We start from the raw sequence: 15,790 nt of genomic DNA, 5'->3' as shown, positions 1-15,790 counted from the left end.
TTGTTTTACTTATGTGATACTACTGAGTGTTCTTAACACCTGCACCATTATGCTTTGGCGATTCTGAAGCAGCTGTAACGTTAATTGCGTCAGCTACAATTGAACTATTACCCGTGACTAAATCAACTAATGATCCCGTATCTTTATCTACTAAACCTACTTCTTTGAGCATAGCATCAACCACAGGCGCATTGGCTCTATAATTAAGCGCAGCTTTAGTTACTTGCTCTGCAATGCCAGCTGAATCAGCATTTGAAGCAGAATCGCCAGCTGAAGTCATACTTCCGTAGCCTTGCAATATTTTAATACCTTCAATGCTTTCCAGTGGCTTAACTGCATTCGCAATTAGCTCTGGTAATACTTTCAATATCGCGAGCGATTTTTGAAGTTCAACTTGCTCATCTCTTAAAGTATTTTCAGCGTCATACATTGCTTGTTTACCAGCTGCTTCTACCGCGTAAACTTTTTCATCAGCTTCGGCTTTTAGTTTTTTCGCATCGGATTCAGCTTTCGCTTCAATCAAAATAGCAGATGCTTTATCTTCCGCAGCTATTTTTTCCGCCTCAGCTTGCACTTTAACCCCAACCGCTTCACGTTCTGCTTCTTTTTTAGCATCAATCACTTCAATCTCTTTACGACGATTGGCTTCTGCTATTTGCTTGGCCGTTATTACGGCTTCACTTTTTTCAACTTTCTCTTTTTCTGCTTCAGCGGCTCTAGCCTGAGCTGCTGATTCTTCTTCTGATTTTTGTGCTATGGCTATGTGTTTATCTTGCTCTGCAACTTCTAAATCTTTTTGTTGCTGAATTCTAGCTTGTTCAAGTGCTTTTCTTTTCTCAATTTCTCGAGTCTCTATTTCTTTTGATTTCTCAAGTTCAGCTACCTCTAACGCTTTTTGCTTAGCGATCTCAGCTTCGCGTTCTTCTCTTTCTTTTTGCTCTCTATGCTTTGCAACTTCTGCTTTTTGTTCGGCTCGTTTAAACTCTAACTCTTGTTCCTGACTGAGCTTAGCTTCTTCCTCTTCCTTTTTAACCAACATAGATTGCTTTTCTGCTTCCAAGTTTCTTTGCTCAATCAAAACGCGGTTTTCTTGTTGGATATCATTTGTTTCTTTACGCTTTTGTTCAATTATTTTAGTTAATCTGGCTCGCCCTTCGGCATCGAAAGCATTGTTTTCATTAAAATACTGAAGGTCCGTTTGATCAAAGCCAGTTAGAGATACAGATTCTAGCTCTAGACCATTTTTTTCTAAATCGTTCATCACATTTTGCTGAACTTTCTGTACGAATTCCGATCTTTGCTCATGCATTTCTGTCATCGACATTTCTGCAGCTACCGCTCGCAATACGTCAACAAATTTCGACTCGACTAATTTTTTTAACTCTTCAACTCGCATGGTTCTAGTACCAAGGGTTTGAGCTGCCATAGAGATCCCTTCGACATTAGGTGCAACTCTCAAATAGAAATCAGCTTTAACGTCGACACGCATTCTATCTTTGGTAATAAGTGCATCTTTTTGTGTTTTTTCAACTTCAATGCGTAACGTATTCATATTTACTGGAATAGTCTCGTGCACCACGGGTAAAACCACAGCGCCACCATCCTTAACTACTTTTTCGCCGCCTAATCCTGTCCTAACAAAAGCAATTTCTTTGGTTGCCCGAGTATATAATTTGGCAAAAATAAGACCTATCGTCAGTAAGGCAATCAGTACTAAGCCTGCTGAGGTCAAAATAAATGTAATATTGCTATCTAATCCTAAAGATTCCATATGTTTTTTCCTTTTAAGTTTCTAGTTTAATTTTGCGACTAACCAATAGTTAGTTTGTTTCTCTATTAATACAACATTAGTACCCGCTGTAAATTCCTGATTTTCTTCAATCGGCTGCACCATGACATAATGCCTTTGGCCATAATTATCGACACAAGTGGCTTCTGCTGAGCTGTTTAATTTAGCCACGCCTACCGTTATTCTTGCCTCAAGTCCTTGCATGTCGAGTGATGAAATGGCGGTTGACTCGTTCTTAGGAAATATTTTAGCTAAGCGGCGCCCCCAAAATTTACTGAAAATAACAGCAAAAATAAAAGAGAAGCCGAAAAGTATGCTACTTGGGAACAACATATCTAGAGTAGAGAGACTAATATAATTAACACTTACCCCAGTTAAGCCAAAACTAGTTAAAAACAGCACAAGCCAAATCAGCAAGGGTAATTGATTAAGACCTAACCAACCTAAAACACTGGTTAAGCCAGGCGTCGTTATCTGTGCGTCTGAATCTACACTTAAGTCTGCTGGAATTAAATCATCTAATGCGCTTAGTAAACTTAGGCCAATGAGCATAGCAACCCCTTCAAGCATTGCTAGCCCTAGCATAATTGCTAAAGCGATACTGTAGGCAGAATTAAAATCTGCGGTGAAAAATGTAAACATCTATACCTCCTTATATGATTAGCCATTGCTAATAATCCTGATTTAGCTTCTATACGCTCAAAAGAAGCCAACATAACATAGCACTCAAAATTTACAACTAATCAACAATTCGCTAATGATGCACCAGCAAGACATATTATGTCAAATTAATTTATTAACCTTAACTCGAGATAAAAAATTAACCAACCTCATGAAGCTATTGATATTATTAAATGTTGATTTCTTGAAAGATATTTTTTCTCAGAACAAGGCGAATTTACATACGTAATAGCTGGCGATTACTAGCGTATTCAACACAGTTATTAGGAAATAAGGCCTTCAAGAAAGCAAGTTGTTATCCCTAGTTGAGATTTATTACTAAGGTGTTAGATGCGGATATACTAACAATTTAAATAAGCAGAACTGTCAAAAGTAAATAATGTAAGGCACAAAGGATTGCAAAATAAAGGTAGCGAAGTTAAAGAATATAGGTAGATACAAAAAGAAATGGCGCGCCCGGAGAGATTCGAACTCCCGACCAAGTGGTTCGAAGCCACCTACTCTATCCAGCTGAGCTACGGGCGCATTTAAAAAACCTGACAAAGATTAGTTATTTACACATTAATATAAACAAGATGTCAGGCTTTTGATTTTAACGATAAAAGTTAAATTATCCAGCTTTATTTGAACAGTCTTGTTTGACTGCTCAAATAAAAATCAATTTACAAAACTAATTTATTTTTGACGACGCATAGCGTCAAAGAATTCATTATTCGTTTTTGTCATTGATAGTTTATCAATTAAGAATTCCATCGCATCGACTTCTGTCATCTCATGTACGATTCGACGCAAGATCCAAAGTTTCTGCAATTCATCTGGCGTCGTTAATAATTCTTCACGACGAGTACCTGAACGATTAAAGTCTATTGCTGGGAATACACGTCTTTCCGCAATTTTACGGTTTAAGTGGATTTCCATGTTACCAGTACCTTTAAACTCTTCGTAGATAACTTCATCCATCTTAGAGCCAGTGTCGGTTAACGCAGTTGCGATAATCGTTAAACTACCACCTTCTTCTACGTTACGTGCAGCACCAAAGAAACGTTTTGGTTTATGTAATGCGTTTGCATCAACACCACCTGTTAGTACCTTACCTGATGAAGGAATAACTGTGTTGTATGCACGTGCTAAACGAGTGATTGAATCTAGTAAGATAACAACATCTTTTTTATGCTCAACTAAACGTTTTGCTTTTTCAATGACCATTTCAGCAACTTGAACGTGGCGGCTCGCAGGTTCATCAAAAGTTGAAGCGACAACTTCACCATTAACAAGACGCTGCATCTCTGTAACTTCTTCCGGACGCTCATCAATTAGCAATACCATAAGAACACATTCTGGGTGGTTTGCTGAGATAGCTTGAGCAATGTTTTGTAGTAACATTGTTTTACCCGCTTTTGGCGGTGCTACTACTAAGGCACGTTGACCTTTACCAATTGGAGAGGCTAAATCAAGTACACGGGCTGTTATATCTTCTTTACTGCCGTTACCACGTTCCATAACCATTCTTTCATTTGCATGAAGCGGGGTTAAGTTTTCAAATAAGATTTTATTACGTGAATTTTCTGGCTTGTCAAAATTAACTTGGTTAATTTTTAATAGTGCAAAATATCTTTCGCCTTCTTTTGGCGGTCTAATTTTACCGGCAATTGAATCGCCTGTTCGTAAATTAAAACGTCTAATTTGCGAAGGAGAGACATAGATATCATCTGGTCCAGCTAAGAACGAAGAGTCAGCTGAGCGAAGAAAGCCGAAGCCATCTTGCAATATTTCTAATACACCATCACCAAAAATGTCTTCACCACTTTTAGCGTGTCGTTTAAGAATAGAGAAGATAATATCTTGCTTACGTAGCCTAGCCATATTGTCTAAGCCCATAGATTCAGCAAGCTGAACAAGTTCACTAATTGGTTTGTTTTTTAGTTCGGTTAAATTCATACTGGTGGGTTCTTTGTGTTTTTAATACTGGATGATTCAGTAAAATATCTGATTAGGTTAAATTAGGGATTTAATAAAATTGGGATTTAGCTTGGGTTTAAGCAAACTAATAGATGATAAGTTAGCACTTAAGATAAAATAGATCCAGAAAAAGAAGTACTTTTTTTGAACTTCTTTTTCTGGCGTTCAGTCAATTAAAGGTTTTCGTCTAACCATTGTTTTAACTGAGTTTTAGATAAAGCACCAACTTTAGTCGCTGCAACACTACCCGCTTTAAATAAAAGCAATGTAGGAATACCACGAACACCGTATTTTGCAGGTGAAGCATTGTTTTGGTCTATATTTAATTTACCAATCGTTACTTTATCTGCATATTCTGTTGCTACCTCAGCTAAAATTGGCGCGATCATTTTACATGGTCCACACCACTCAGCCCAAAAATCAACTAGCACAGGCTTGTCAGAATTAAGTACATCGGCTTCGAAAGCCGCATCAGATAAGGTTAAAATGCTATCAGAGCTCATTGAGTTCTCCAGAGTTTTATCGGAAAAATCCGATTATAATAAATTTCAGAGTGTTTTTTTAATCTATTCAGTTTTTTTTTGCAAGCTTAAACTGTATGCTTGGCGATACTATGACAATACAAACTCACTTATCACAGACAGAATTTGCCTCTTTAGAGATGCATAATTCAATAAAGCAAGCGCTTGCTGAAGCCAATTATCAATATTGTACTCCAATTCAAGCAGAAAGTTTGCCTATCGCATTGGCAGGAAAAGACGTTGCTGGCCAAGCCCAAACCGGGACTGGCAAAACAATGGCATTTCTTGTCGCTATTTTCAATCATTTAAAAAACAATACGCCTGATAACCATCAAGCAGATCATAAGACCCGTGCAATTGTATTGGCACCAACAAGAGAGTTGGTAGTACAAATTCACAAAGATGCGGCTTTACTTGCTAAATATACAGGTTTAAAAATCGCCTTAATATACGGTGGTGATGGCTACGAAAGCCAAAAAGCCGACCTTGAAGCAGGTGCAGACATCATCATAGGTACCACTGGTCGGATTATAGATTACTACAAACAAGGTCTATTTGATATCAGTCAACTAGAAGCTGTCGTGCTTGATGAAGCCGATAGAATGTTTGATCTTGGTTTTATCAAAGATATTCGCTATTTATTTAGACGCATGCCTGCGCCTAAAGAAAGATTAAATTTATTGTTCTCAGCAACTTTGTCAAATAAGGTTCAAGAGCTTGCTTACGAGCACATGAATGACCCTACTCATGTCCATATCGCACCTGAGCAAATGACAAATACAAGAATAACTGAAGAGTTATTTTACCCTGCTGATGAAGATAAAATGCTACTACTCTTAACTTTATTGGAAGAAGAGTGGCCAGATAAAGCGATTGTTTTCTCAAACACTAAGCACGGCTGTGAAAATGTCTATAATTGGTTAAAAGCAGACGGACACAGAGTTGGCCTACTAACTGGTGATGTCCCGCAGAAAAAACGCTTAAGTATTTTAGAAAAGTTTACCCAAGGTACTTTAGATATTTTAGTCGCGACAGATGTTGCTGCACGTGGTTTACATATTCCTTTAGTTACTCATGTAATCAATTTTGATTTACCTGACGACTGTGAAGATTATGTCCACCGTATTGGTCGTACCGGCCGAGCAGGTCAAAGTGGTCACGCAATTAGCTTTGCTTGCGAAAAATACGTATACAACTTACCAGGTATCGAGACTTATATAGATCATGCGATTCCGGTTACCAATTATGATTCAAGTGCATTATTAGATGATGTAACGCCTCCTAGTCGTCCTCAATACAGAAATAATCGAGGACAGGGCAACAGACCTAATAAAGGCCGACGTTAAGAATATTTAGAGTTAAGGAAAAAATCCTGTATGTCTGAACCGAGTTACCCTATTTACGCAGCGATTGATTTAGGTTCAAACAGCTTTCACATGTTAATTGTGCGATCTGTTGAAGGAAGTGTTCAGACAATTGGCAAAATCAAACGCAAAGTAAGACTTGCCGCAGGTTTGCAAGAAAATGGTGAGTTAGATGAAGCAGCCATGGCTAGAGGTCTAGACTGCTTATCTTTATTTGCCGAACGATTACAAGATTTACCACGAAAAAATGTCAGAATTGTAGGAACTGCGGCACTGAGAATCGCAACTAATCGCGATGTATTCTTAGAGAAAGCAGAAGCGATCTTAGGCCACAGAATAGATATTATTAGTGGTGAAGAAGAAGCTAAGCTAATTTATGTTGGTGTCGCTCATACCTCTGGCACCTCGATCACAAAATTAGTCATAGATATAGGTGGCGCCAGCACAGAAATTGTTGCTGGTGAACGGTTTGAGCCCAAAATAGTCAATAGCTTAAACATTGGCTGTGTCACTTATAAACAAAACTACTTTATTAATGGCGAAATCAACCATAGAAACTTTGAGCAAGCAATCAAAGCTGCGCAAATGGCTCTATCTGGAAAATTACAACCATACTTATCTTTTGGCTGGCAAGCCTGTTTAGGTGCATCAGGCACCCCACAAGCGCTTCAAGAAATATTAATTGCAAGTGGCGAATCAGAAATGATAACGCTCGAGAAGCTGCTCAAAATAAAACAAGCAGCCATAGATTGCGGCAATATAGACAATTTAATTTTGCCGGGACTTTTAGAAGAAAGGCGCCCAGTATTTGTGAGTGGATTAGCTATCTTAATCGCCATTTTTCAAGCGCTACATATCAATTATATGGTAGTTGCGGGAGGCGCATTAAGAGAAGGCATGATCTACAGCATGATCCCTTGCCTACAGCAGCATGATATACGCCAAAGAACCTTATTAAGTTTTATTGGACGCTATCAATTAGATAAAGAACATGCTTATCGAGTTAGAGACACAGCTCTAAAGTTATTTGATCAACTTGAATTACATTGGTCACTCGACCAACATGACAGCAAAGCGATTTTAGAAGCGGCTGCCGTTTTGCACGAGGTCGGTTTAGCAATTGATTTTAAATCGGCTGCTCGCCATGGCGAATACATTTTAAGTAATACCGCAATTCCTGGATTTAGCCTAGCTCAACGAAAACTATTGATATCGATTGTTAGAAACTATAAAGATGACATAGATCTAATGCAAATCAATCAACAAACCATGACAAGTCCAATTTTGGCGGGTCAATTAACTCGACTGCTCAGATTGGCGGTTTTGCTAACAATGCGAAGAAAAGATGAAGTTTTACCGCACGTAAAAGCCATTAGCCATGGGCTAGACGATATTCATCTAAAATTTGATGATAACTGGCTAGCGCAGCATCCTCTGATGGATTCAGAGCTAAGCCAAGAGCATACCTATCAAGCTAAAGTAAAGTGGCAATTAACATTTGAGTAGTGTATTACAACCTCAAAGCTTTTAGTTTTACTGTTGCAAGCTCTCAAAAATATCAATGTAATCATCCAACTCAGCAATAAAATGCTGCTTTTGTTCATCGCTCGCTTGATTGATAAATCTCGCCAAAAGCACAGTAAACTGCTTATTTTTATGGTTTAGGCTTTGTTGAAAAACGTCTTTTCTTAACTGGTAAGGCCTAGCAATTAAATTGGTAATTTGAGAAAGCTGACTTTGATTATTATCGCTAACTGAATCCCTTTGTAAACTTGCTGAGAAGACTTGCTGCCAGTCGTCTCTATACTCAAACCAAGCAGTTCGGTCCGAGTTATGTTGCCGAGTGAATTCAGTAATATTCTCTAGTTGAATCTGGCTTAATTCACCAAACCATTTTTTAAACGACTTATGAGCCCGTTTAATGCTTTTTTCTAACCGTTCTTCGCTTGATAACTCTAAATAATCTTGACGCTTTTCTAAATTGGTTTGCGCGATATTGTCCAGCAATTGTTGCTTTTGCTGAGCAGACAAAGTAACAATTTGTTGGCTCAACTGAGGCGCAATATAATCCAGCACAGTATGCCAATGAGCCTCTAACTGATACAGATGGAGTTCGACTTGTTGGGACGAAACTTCTTGATCAACTAAAGTTTTAATTTCGTTTAACTGAGCTGTGTATTTAACGAGTTGAGTATCTCTATGCCACTGATGCCACTTAGAAAAGTTGAGGTCAAATTCGTCTTGTTGTAATTCAGTCAAGTCGACATAATCATCCAAATACCAACTTACGAGCCAATCTAATTTGTTGTAATAAAAAGAAATACTACAGCTTGTGATTAATGGTATGACTAACAACAACCAATAGTATTTTTTCATTTAATTCTCCTTTAACTGGCTCCAGTTGTTCACAACCTGCTCAGTTTTAGCGTACAAGTTTGGCGTCAGATCTGTACGTCTTTGTTCTATATATGGTTTAAAAAAATCAAAAGCATAGCCAATTGTATTCCCCATGCTATCTTGAATGAGTTTTTCTTCGTACACTCCATTGAGTAAACCTGCACATAAAATTTCAATTTGGTTTAAATACATATGAACATCGGCACGTAGCTCTGAGTCTAATTCGAACGCAGAGTTCATTTCTGATAAGGATAATTCATGTTCATTACCTAAATAACCTAGCTTAGTACTAATATTTTTTAAACTTTGGTTTTTTCTAAAATCCACAATCGCATTTTGAGTCAGCATCATTCGCTCCCATTCATGTGATTTAGTATGTAAATTAAACTGCTTACGCGCATATACAAAACCACTCGCGATAATTAAGATCATCCCAAGTTGCACTGCAATATTTAAAACTTCATATACAGACACCAAAACCTCCACTGTGCTCGCAAAATAATGATTTAGAACAAGGTATAAATAGATAACAACACTTAGCTAAAGACAAGCTAGAGTATAACAACCAATTAAGCTAATATAACCGCCTATTCTACATAGTAAAAAACTTTGATATGAACAAACAGCTTAAAATAGCCACCCGCGACAGTTTACTTGCTTTATGGCAGGCCAATTTTGTAAAAACAGAATTAGAAAAATTACACCCAGACCTAGATGTTTCACTGGTCACAATGAAAACTCAAGGTGACAAAATTTTAGATACGCCGTTGGCAAAAATTGGTGGCAAAGGCCTGTTCGTTAAAGAATTAGAAGTCGCTATGTTAAACGGTGAAGCTGATATTGCCGTTCACTCAATGAAAGACGTTCCGATGGAATTTCCGCAAGGTTTAGGCTTAGCAGTGATATGCGAACGTGAAGATCCAAGAGATGCTTTTGTATCGAATACTTACGCATCACTCGAAGCACTCCCTCAAGGTGCTGTAGTTGGCACATCGAGCTTACGTCGCCAGTGTCAATTGCTCAATATACGCCCAGATTTACAAATAAAAAGTTTACGTGGCAATGTTCAAACCCGATTACGTAAACTCGACGAAGGTCAATTTGATGCCATTATTCTAGCCGCTGCAGGTTTAATACGCTTAGAACAAAAAGACAGAATTAAGCAATATATCGCGCCAGAAACCATGTTACCCGCGGTTGGCCAAGGTGCAGTTGGGATCGAGTGTAGGTTAGACGATGAAGCAACTTTAAGTTTGCTTAAACCACTCGCAGATAAGGATACTAGCATTAGGTTAAAAGCTGAAAGAGCATTCAATACCCACTTAAACGGTGGTTGCCAAGTTCCAATTGCTGGACATGCGATTTTACAAGGCGATCAAATTTACTTTAGAGGTTTAGTGGCTGCGGTAGACGGTAGTGAAAGATTCTTCTATGAGGAGACTGGTTCTCTGCTTAATGCAGAAAAAATCGGACAGTCTGTTGCCCAAAAATTATTAGATGCGGGCGCCAAAAAAGTATTAGACCAAGTGTATGGTAAGTAAACCTAGCGTTTATAACCCAAGAGTCGGTGAGCGTGGAGAAGCCCTCACCGATTTACTTATTCAAAATAATTACCTGAGCATTCACCAACCTCTATTTAACATAACAAAGGGCGAACACTTTACGGCTCTTAATTCAATTTCTACTAACTCAAAAACCATTTATATATTTACCAGCCAATTTGCAGTGCAATATTTTGAACTTGCTAAACTAAACCTAGATTTATCACAAGTCACAGCAATTGGCATCGGCAAAGCCAGTTCACAAGCCCTAGCAAACTTTGGTTTCGCTCAAGTATTAACCCCTACACAAGCAATATCAGAAAGTTTAATCGAGCTATGCCAGCAAATTGAATTTGACCAAGCTTTTTTATTTAAAGGTGAAGCAGGCCGAGATGAAATTGCAAACGCTTTTAAACTGGCTAAAAAAAATTTAAAAACCTACAATGTGTATAAGCGTGTTTGGATTTCCATACCTGACACACAATTAGCTAAAATTAAGCAAGCGGATGTGTTTATAATCACCAGTGGTGAAATAGGACTGCAACTTATCTCGTTAGATAACGACTTGTTCGGTAAACTAAAGTCCACTTTATGTTTAGTGCCTTCAGTTAGAGTAAAAACTCAACTCGAACAGCTAGGGCTTAACAATGTTACAAATATAAATAGTGCAAATAACCAAACAATAATAACGTCACTAAATCAAATTTACTTATAGAGATGGCTATGACAGACAAAAAAGAAGAAATAAGCGCGCCTGTTGAACTAAGAGTCGAAGCAACATCTGAAAACACAATTCCACATTCAAAGGTTGAAGCTCAGGCTAAACCTGAAGTTGAAGATAAACCAGAAAGTGGCATCAGTTATAGTGGCATATTCGCCCTACTTATAGCAGCTTGCGCAGCTGGTTTATCTGGTTGGCTATATTGGCAACAAACTCAATTAGAAGCCCTATTAGACCAAAGACAATCAGCAGTATTAAATGCTGTAGAAAATAGCCAAGAAGCTATCAATCATGACATCACTCGTCGTTTAGACACCTTAAGCCAAAAATTAAATGACGACATAGATAAACGTAACCAAGACACACAAATTGCGCTAGACCAAATCTCGTCAAAGAAATCAACATCGACTGAAGAATCAGTGTTAATTGACGTAAAATATTTAATTACGCTAGCATCTAGAAAGCTTTATATAGAACAAGACAAACAAAGCACAATAGCAACATTAAGACTTGCACAAGCAAGGGCAAACGATATTAGCTCAGCAAGCTGGTTCCAGTTAAAACAAATTATTGCCGATGATATAGGTACGGTTGAATCAATTAATGAGGCTGATATTGAAGGAATATTTTTCACTATCACAGAGTTAATTCGCCAAGTCATGTTTTTGCCGCTAAACGAATCTCAACTGCCAAAACTAACACAAGAAATTGCACAGAAAGAAATAACAGATACACCTAGTATGAGTAATTTGACTAATTCATTTGAGGATTTTTTAGAGTCTTTCTTACCGAAAAAACGAGAAGCAACAGCAGAAGCTATGCTAACGCCGGCACAAGAAGCGAACATCAGACAAAACCTAATTAGTAAATTAAATCAGGTTCAGTGGGCGGCACTTCACAGAAAACAACAGGTGTATCGTGTTGGCATTCAACAAACTCTAGATTGGATAACGCTTTATTATCAAAAGGATGATCCTGCAATCAAAAATATTTTGGTGCAACTAGCCGGATTACACGAGCAAGAGCTAAACCGAAACTACAACTTATTAAAAATAAATTCATTAATTGAAGCAGAGAAATTACTCGTTAGTATCAGTAATAATTCGAATGCAGATACTAACTTAAACGAATAAAGATTAGGCTGATAAAATGATCAGATTCATTTTAGCATTTTTCGCACTTTGTTGCTTACTAGCTTTCGGTTCTATGCTAGCTGAAGAAAAAGGCTATGTTTTAATTTCCGTCTCAGGATGGACGTGGGAAATGAACTTATTTGGTTTTTTCTTTGTATTGCTCATTGCATATATAGGGATAAAAGCCTGCCAAATCATGTTGCGATTAATATTTAATAGTAAGCGCAACTTCAGCCAATGGCGTGAAAAAAAGGCCAAGCAAAAAAGTTTATTAACCTTACAACAATCACTACAAGCTTTGTTTAATCATGATTTTGCGCTTGCAGAAAAATTAAGCTTAAAAAATGCAACCAAAAGCCCGATTGAATCAACGCATTACTTAGTTGCAGCGGAAGCGAATAAAAATTTAAACCAGCCAGAAAAAGTTGCCCAGCTATTGTTAAAAGCTGAATCACATGGTGATGAAGTGCAGAAAAAACTGGCTATGGTAAAAAGCTTAGTCACAGAAGAAAAGCAAGACAAAGCCATCAGCTTATGTGAAGAACTGCACCAAGCGCATCCTAAAGATGCTCATGTACTTAACTTACTAGCGCAAGTCTATCAGGAAGCAAATTCAGCAGATAAGCTTAGAGCGCTTCTACCGCAATTAAGAAAGCACTCAGATTTAAGCTTAAATCAATTTAATACTCTAGTTTACATCTCATTTAAGCCAGCTTTTGAGCAAGCCGGTCAGAATCGTGATAAAACTCAGATAGAGTCTCTTTATAAACAAATCAAAAAATGGGTTAAAACGAGTCCAATCGCAGATAATTATTATCTAGCCTCACTAGTGGCCGCGGCTGAGCACGAAAGTGCAGAGAAAGCTTTAATTAAAATATTAAAGGCAGATGTGTCAGAGCAAGTTATTGCTAGTTTATACAACTTACCACTGCAACAACCTAACAAGTTAATTAGCTACTTAGAAAAACAAATTAAAGCACACCCTGAAAACGACAACTTATTAACTGCATTAGGGATTTGTGCGGCCAAAAATTATGATTGGCAATTGGCGCAGCAAGCAATTGAAGCCAGTATTAAAGTAGAAAAATCCGCCAAAAAATATGCGTTATTGGGTGCGATTTATGAACAACAGAACATGGCTAGCCAAGCAAAATCGGCTTACCAACATGGTTTAGCTATGGCATTAAACCCTTCAGGTAATTCATCAAATGATGCTTTCTTAGCTGAAATAGCGACTGAAAGAACATAAATCAAAACCACAAAAAAAACGGTAAGTTTTGCTTACCGCTTTCGTTATATCTACCGCCGTATTAACGCAATTCCAGTTGGATTTATGCGCTCAATTTACTTTCGTTTTTTGGCATATGTTTTGGTAGAGGAAGTCTTAGCCGCTTTATTAAAGGTTTGGTCTTTACTAAAACGAGTCGCGCCTTTTTGAAAGCCTTTCGTATTAGCTCGCTTGCTGCCTTTTTTATCGTCGCCAAATGGCACCAGGTGATTCGCACCATTACCTATCAATTTAGATAAACCCATTTGTTTTAATGCATCTCTAATTTGTGGCCAGCCTTTAGGATCGTGGTATCGCAACAAAGCTTTGTGTAAGCGGCGCTGTTTATCCCCTTTTGGAGAAAATACCTTCTCACTTTTATGATTCACTTTGTGTAATGGATTCGCGCCACTATGATACATAGTCGTCGCACTGGCCATAGGTGAAGGATAAAAGTTTTGTACCTGATCAAGCTTAAATTTATTGGTCTTTAGCCAAATTGCTAAATTCACCATATCTTCATCTGTCGTACCTGGATGCGACGATATAAAGTAAGGTATCAAATATTGCTCTTTACCTGCTTCGCGAGAGTATTTATCAAACAACTCTTTAAACTTATAATATGTCCCCATACCTGGTTTCATCATTTTGTTTAAAGGGCCTTCTTCGGTATGTTCTGGCGCTATTTTTAAATACCCGCCCACATGATGCTCTGCTAATTCTTTAACGTACATAGGGTCTTTAACCGCTAAATCGTAACGAACACCAGAGGCAATCAGAATCTTCTTAATGCCTTTAATTTTGCGAGCTCTTCGATATAAATTAATCGTAGGCGTGTGATCTGTATCCATATGACCACAAATATCAGGCCATACACAAGACATGCGTCGACATGTTTGTTCAGCTTTAGGATGTTTGCACCTGAGTTTATACATATTAGCCGTAGGGCCACCTAAATCAGATATAACCCCAGTAAAGCCAGGCACTTTGTCTCGTATTTCTTCAATTTCACGAATAATTGAATCTTCTGAACGGCTTTGAATAATACGCCCTTCATGCTCAGTAATAGAGCAAAAAGTACAACCGCCAAAACAACCTCGCATAATATTAACCGAGGTTTTAATCATGTCATATGCAGGTATTTTTTGATTGCCATAAACAGGATGTGGAATACGAGCGTAAGGCAAGCCAAACACAGCATCCATCTCTGACGTTTCTAATGGAAAAGCTGGCGGGTTAACCCAAACAATACGATCACCGTGGCGCTGAGCTAGCGCTCGGGCACAACCTGGGTTAGTCTCTTGATGTAAAATACGAGATGTATGAGCGTAATGAACTTTCTCAGCTCGCACAACATCGTATGGTGGTAAATTAACATAAGTCATTTCCCACGGGCGACGGTTTTTGGCGGGCTGAATCTGAACGACTTCAGCTTTAACTTCTTCTACTTCTTCCTTTTTAGAATCGCAGCTTGCTTCATCAATCATCTCATAAGGATTCGGTATAGGATCTATTTTACCTAATTTATCTAATTGAGTTGAATCAACCCCATACCAGCCAGGCAATGCTTCTTTACGTAAAACAGCAGTGCCGCGAATATCTTGCATTTCAGCAACCGTTTTACCCGCTGCAAAGCCATGTGCAATTTCAGCTAACGGTCGCTCCGCATTACCGTAAATGAGCAAATCAGCTTTAGAATCAAATAAAACAGAACGTCTAACTTTATCGGACCAATAATCGTAATGGGCAATTCTACGTAAACTCGCCTCAATACCGCCTATCACAACAGGCACCTTGAAAGCCTCTTTACATCTTTGGGTGTATACAGTTACGGCTCTGTCTGGGCGTTTTCCGCCGATATCACCAGCAGTATAGGCGTCGTCATGTCTTAATTTTCGATCAGACGTATAACGATTGATCATAGAGTCCATGTTGCCAGCTGTCACACCAAAAAATAAATTGGGTTTGCCTAGCTTCATAAAATCATTTTTATTGGTCCAATCAGGCTGAGAAATAATACCAACTCGAAAACCTTGAGCTTCGAGCATTCGACCAATAACAGCCATGCCAAAACTAGGGTGATCAACATAAGCATCCCCAGTTACAATAATAATGTCGCAGCTATCCCAGCCTAATTTATCCATTTCTTTACGAGACATAGGTAAAAAAGGCGCAGGTTCAAAACACTCTGCCCAATATTTTTGATACGAGAATAAATCTTTATCCGCACGCATGCGTTCAGCTTGCATAACACCACCACAACCAATAAATCAGCGCGCATTTTAGCAAAGTAACTAAACAATAGATATTGAATGTAAAAATCGAATTGGATTAAAAATAACAAAACGTAGAATAACTGAAACAACTAATGATGGGGGCATTCGTATATTAAGTCACAAAACGTGCAACCAAAAGTG

Annotated in this window: 13 protein-coding genes and 1 tRNA gene; 6 read left to right on the top strand and 8 right to left on the bottom strand. The window is 38.2% G+C overall.

The genetic code is table 11. The features are described 5' to 3' along the window. Nucleotides 1–19 precede the first annotated feature (19 nt). From XM47_RS04545 to trxA, 5 genes are all read right to left on the bottom strand, one after another. A complete protein-coding gene (locus tag XM47_RS04545; protein WP_048690254.1) occupies nucleotides 20–1,771 on the bottom strand; it encodes a flotillin family protein in 1,752 nt (583 codons plus the stop codon). Nucleotides 1,772–1,792: 21 nt separating this feature from the next. Then, nucleotides 1,793–2,431 carry an OB-fold-containig protein gene (locus XM47_RS04540; protein ID WP_048690253.1) on the bottom strand — a complete coding sequence of 213 codons (639 nt, stop codon included), beginning with the start codon at nucleotides 2,429–2,431 and terminating at the stop codon, nucleotides 1,793–1,795. Between the two features lie 487 nt (nucleotides 2,432–2,918). Then, a tRNA-Arg gene (locus tag XM47_RS04535) sits at nucleotides 2,919–2,995 on the bottom strand. A gap of 150 nt (nucleotides 2,996–3,145) precedes the next feature. Beyond that, nucleotides 3,146–4,408: a transcription termination factor Rho gene (gene rho, locus XM47_RS04530; protein ID WP_048690251.1), complete on the bottom strand. Its 1,263-nt coding sequence runs from the start codon at nucleotides 4,406–4,408 to the stop codon at nucleotides 3,146–3,148. 194 nt (nucleotides 4,409–4,602) lie between these two features. Continuing rightward, the gene (trxA, locus tag XM47_RS04525) at nucleotides 4,603–4,932 is read right to left on the bottom strand and encodes a thioredoxin TrxA (protein ID WP_048690249.1); all 330 of its coding nucleotides are present in this window, start codon (nucleotides 4,930–4,932) and stop codon (nucleotides 4,603–4,605) included. Nucleotides 4,933–5,042: 110 nt separating this feature from the next. Between trxA and rhlB the strand changes: the two genes are divergently transcribed. Beyond that, entirely contained in the window at nucleotides 5,043–6,296 is a 1,254-nt protein-coding gene (rhlB, locus tag XM47_RS04520) for an ATP-dependent RNA helicase RhlB (RefSeq protein ID WP_048690523.1), read from the top strand. A 30-nt stretch (nucleotides 6,297–6,326) separates the two neighbouring features. After that, entirely contained in the window at nucleotides 6,327–7,820 is a 1,494-nt protein-coding gene (gene gppA / locus XM47_RS04515; protein ID WP_048690248.1) for a guanosine-5'-triphosphate,3'-diphosphate diphosphatase, read from the top strand. A 27-nt stretch (nucleotides 7,821–7,847) separates the two neighbouring features. Here the strand turns inward: gppA and XM47_RS04510 are convergent, their stop codons facing one another. Together XM47_RS04510 and XM47_RS04505 are read right to left on the bottom strand one after the other, a co-directional pair. Then, nucleotides 7,848–8,690 (bottom strand): DUF6279 family lipoprotein, encoded by an 843-nt coding sequence (locus tag XM47_RS04510; RefSeq protein WP_048690245.1) that lies wholly within the window; start codon nucleotides 8,688–8,690, stop codon nucleotides 7,848–7,850. Further along, on the bottom strand, nucleotides 8,691–9,185 hold the full coding sequence (locus XM47_RS04505) for a DUF4760 domain-containing protein (RefSeq protein WP_048690243.1): 495 nt from the start codon (nucleotides 9,183–9,185) through the stop codon (nucleotides 8,691–8,693). A gap of 140 nt (nucleotides 9,186–9,325) precedes the next feature. On the opposite strand from XM47_RS04505, the gene hemC reads away from it, so the two are divergent. From hemC to XM47_RS04485, 4 genes are read left to right on the top strand one after another with little or no spacing between them, the layout of a single operon-like run. Continuing rightward, nucleotides 9,326–10,252 carry a hydroxymethylbilane synthase gene (gene hemC / locus XM47_RS04500; protein ID WP_048690242.1) on the top strand — a complete coding sequence of 309 codons (927 nt, stop codon included), beginning with the start codon at nucleotides 9,326–9,328 and terminating at the stop codon, nucleotides 10,250–10,252. Continuing rightward, on the top strand, nucleotides 10,242–10,967 hold the full coding sequence (locus tag XM47_RS04495) for a uroporphyrinogen-III synthase (protein WP_048690240.1): 726 nt from the start codon (nucleotides 10,242–10,244) through the stop codon (nucleotides 10,965–10,967). Before hemC ends, XM47_RS04495 begins: the two co-directional genes overlap by 11 nt. An 8-nt stretch (nucleotides 10,968–10,975) precedes the next feature. Continuing rightward, entirely contained in the window at nucleotides 10,976–12,106 is a 1,131-nt protein-coding gene (locus XM47_RS04490; protein WP_172656503.1) for a uroporphyrinogen-III C-methyltransferase, read from the top strand. Between the two features lie 16 nt (nucleotides 12,107–12,122). Beyond that, complete coding sequence (locus XM47_RS04485; RefSeq protein ID WP_048690237.1) at nucleotides 12,123–13,355, top strand: heme biosynthesis HemY N-terminal domain-containing protein; 1,233 nt, start codon at nucleotides 12,123–12,125, stop codon at nucleotides 13,353–13,355. 95 nt (nucleotides 13,356–13,450) lie between these two features. On the opposite strand, the gene XM47_RS04480 is transcribed toward XM47_RS04485, so the two are convergent. Continuing rightward, complete coding sequence (locus XM47_RS04480) at nucleotides 13,451–15,622, bottom strand: YgiQ family radical SAM protein (protein WP_048690236.1); 2,172 nt, start codon at nucleotides 15,620–15,622, stop codon at nucleotides 13,451–13,453. Between the last annotated feature and the right edge of the window lie 168 nt (nucleotides 15,623–15,790).

It is taken from the genome of Catenovulum maritimum (assembly GCF_001050375.1).
In the GTDB taxonomy this organism is placed as follows: domain Bacteria; phylum Pseudomonadota; class Gammaproteobacteria; order Enterobacterales; family Alteromonadaceae; genus Catenovulum; species Catenovulum maritimum.
The sequence above is the reverse complement of the archived record's forward strand: the minus strand, read 5'-3'. Positions and strand labels throughout refer to the sequence as shown.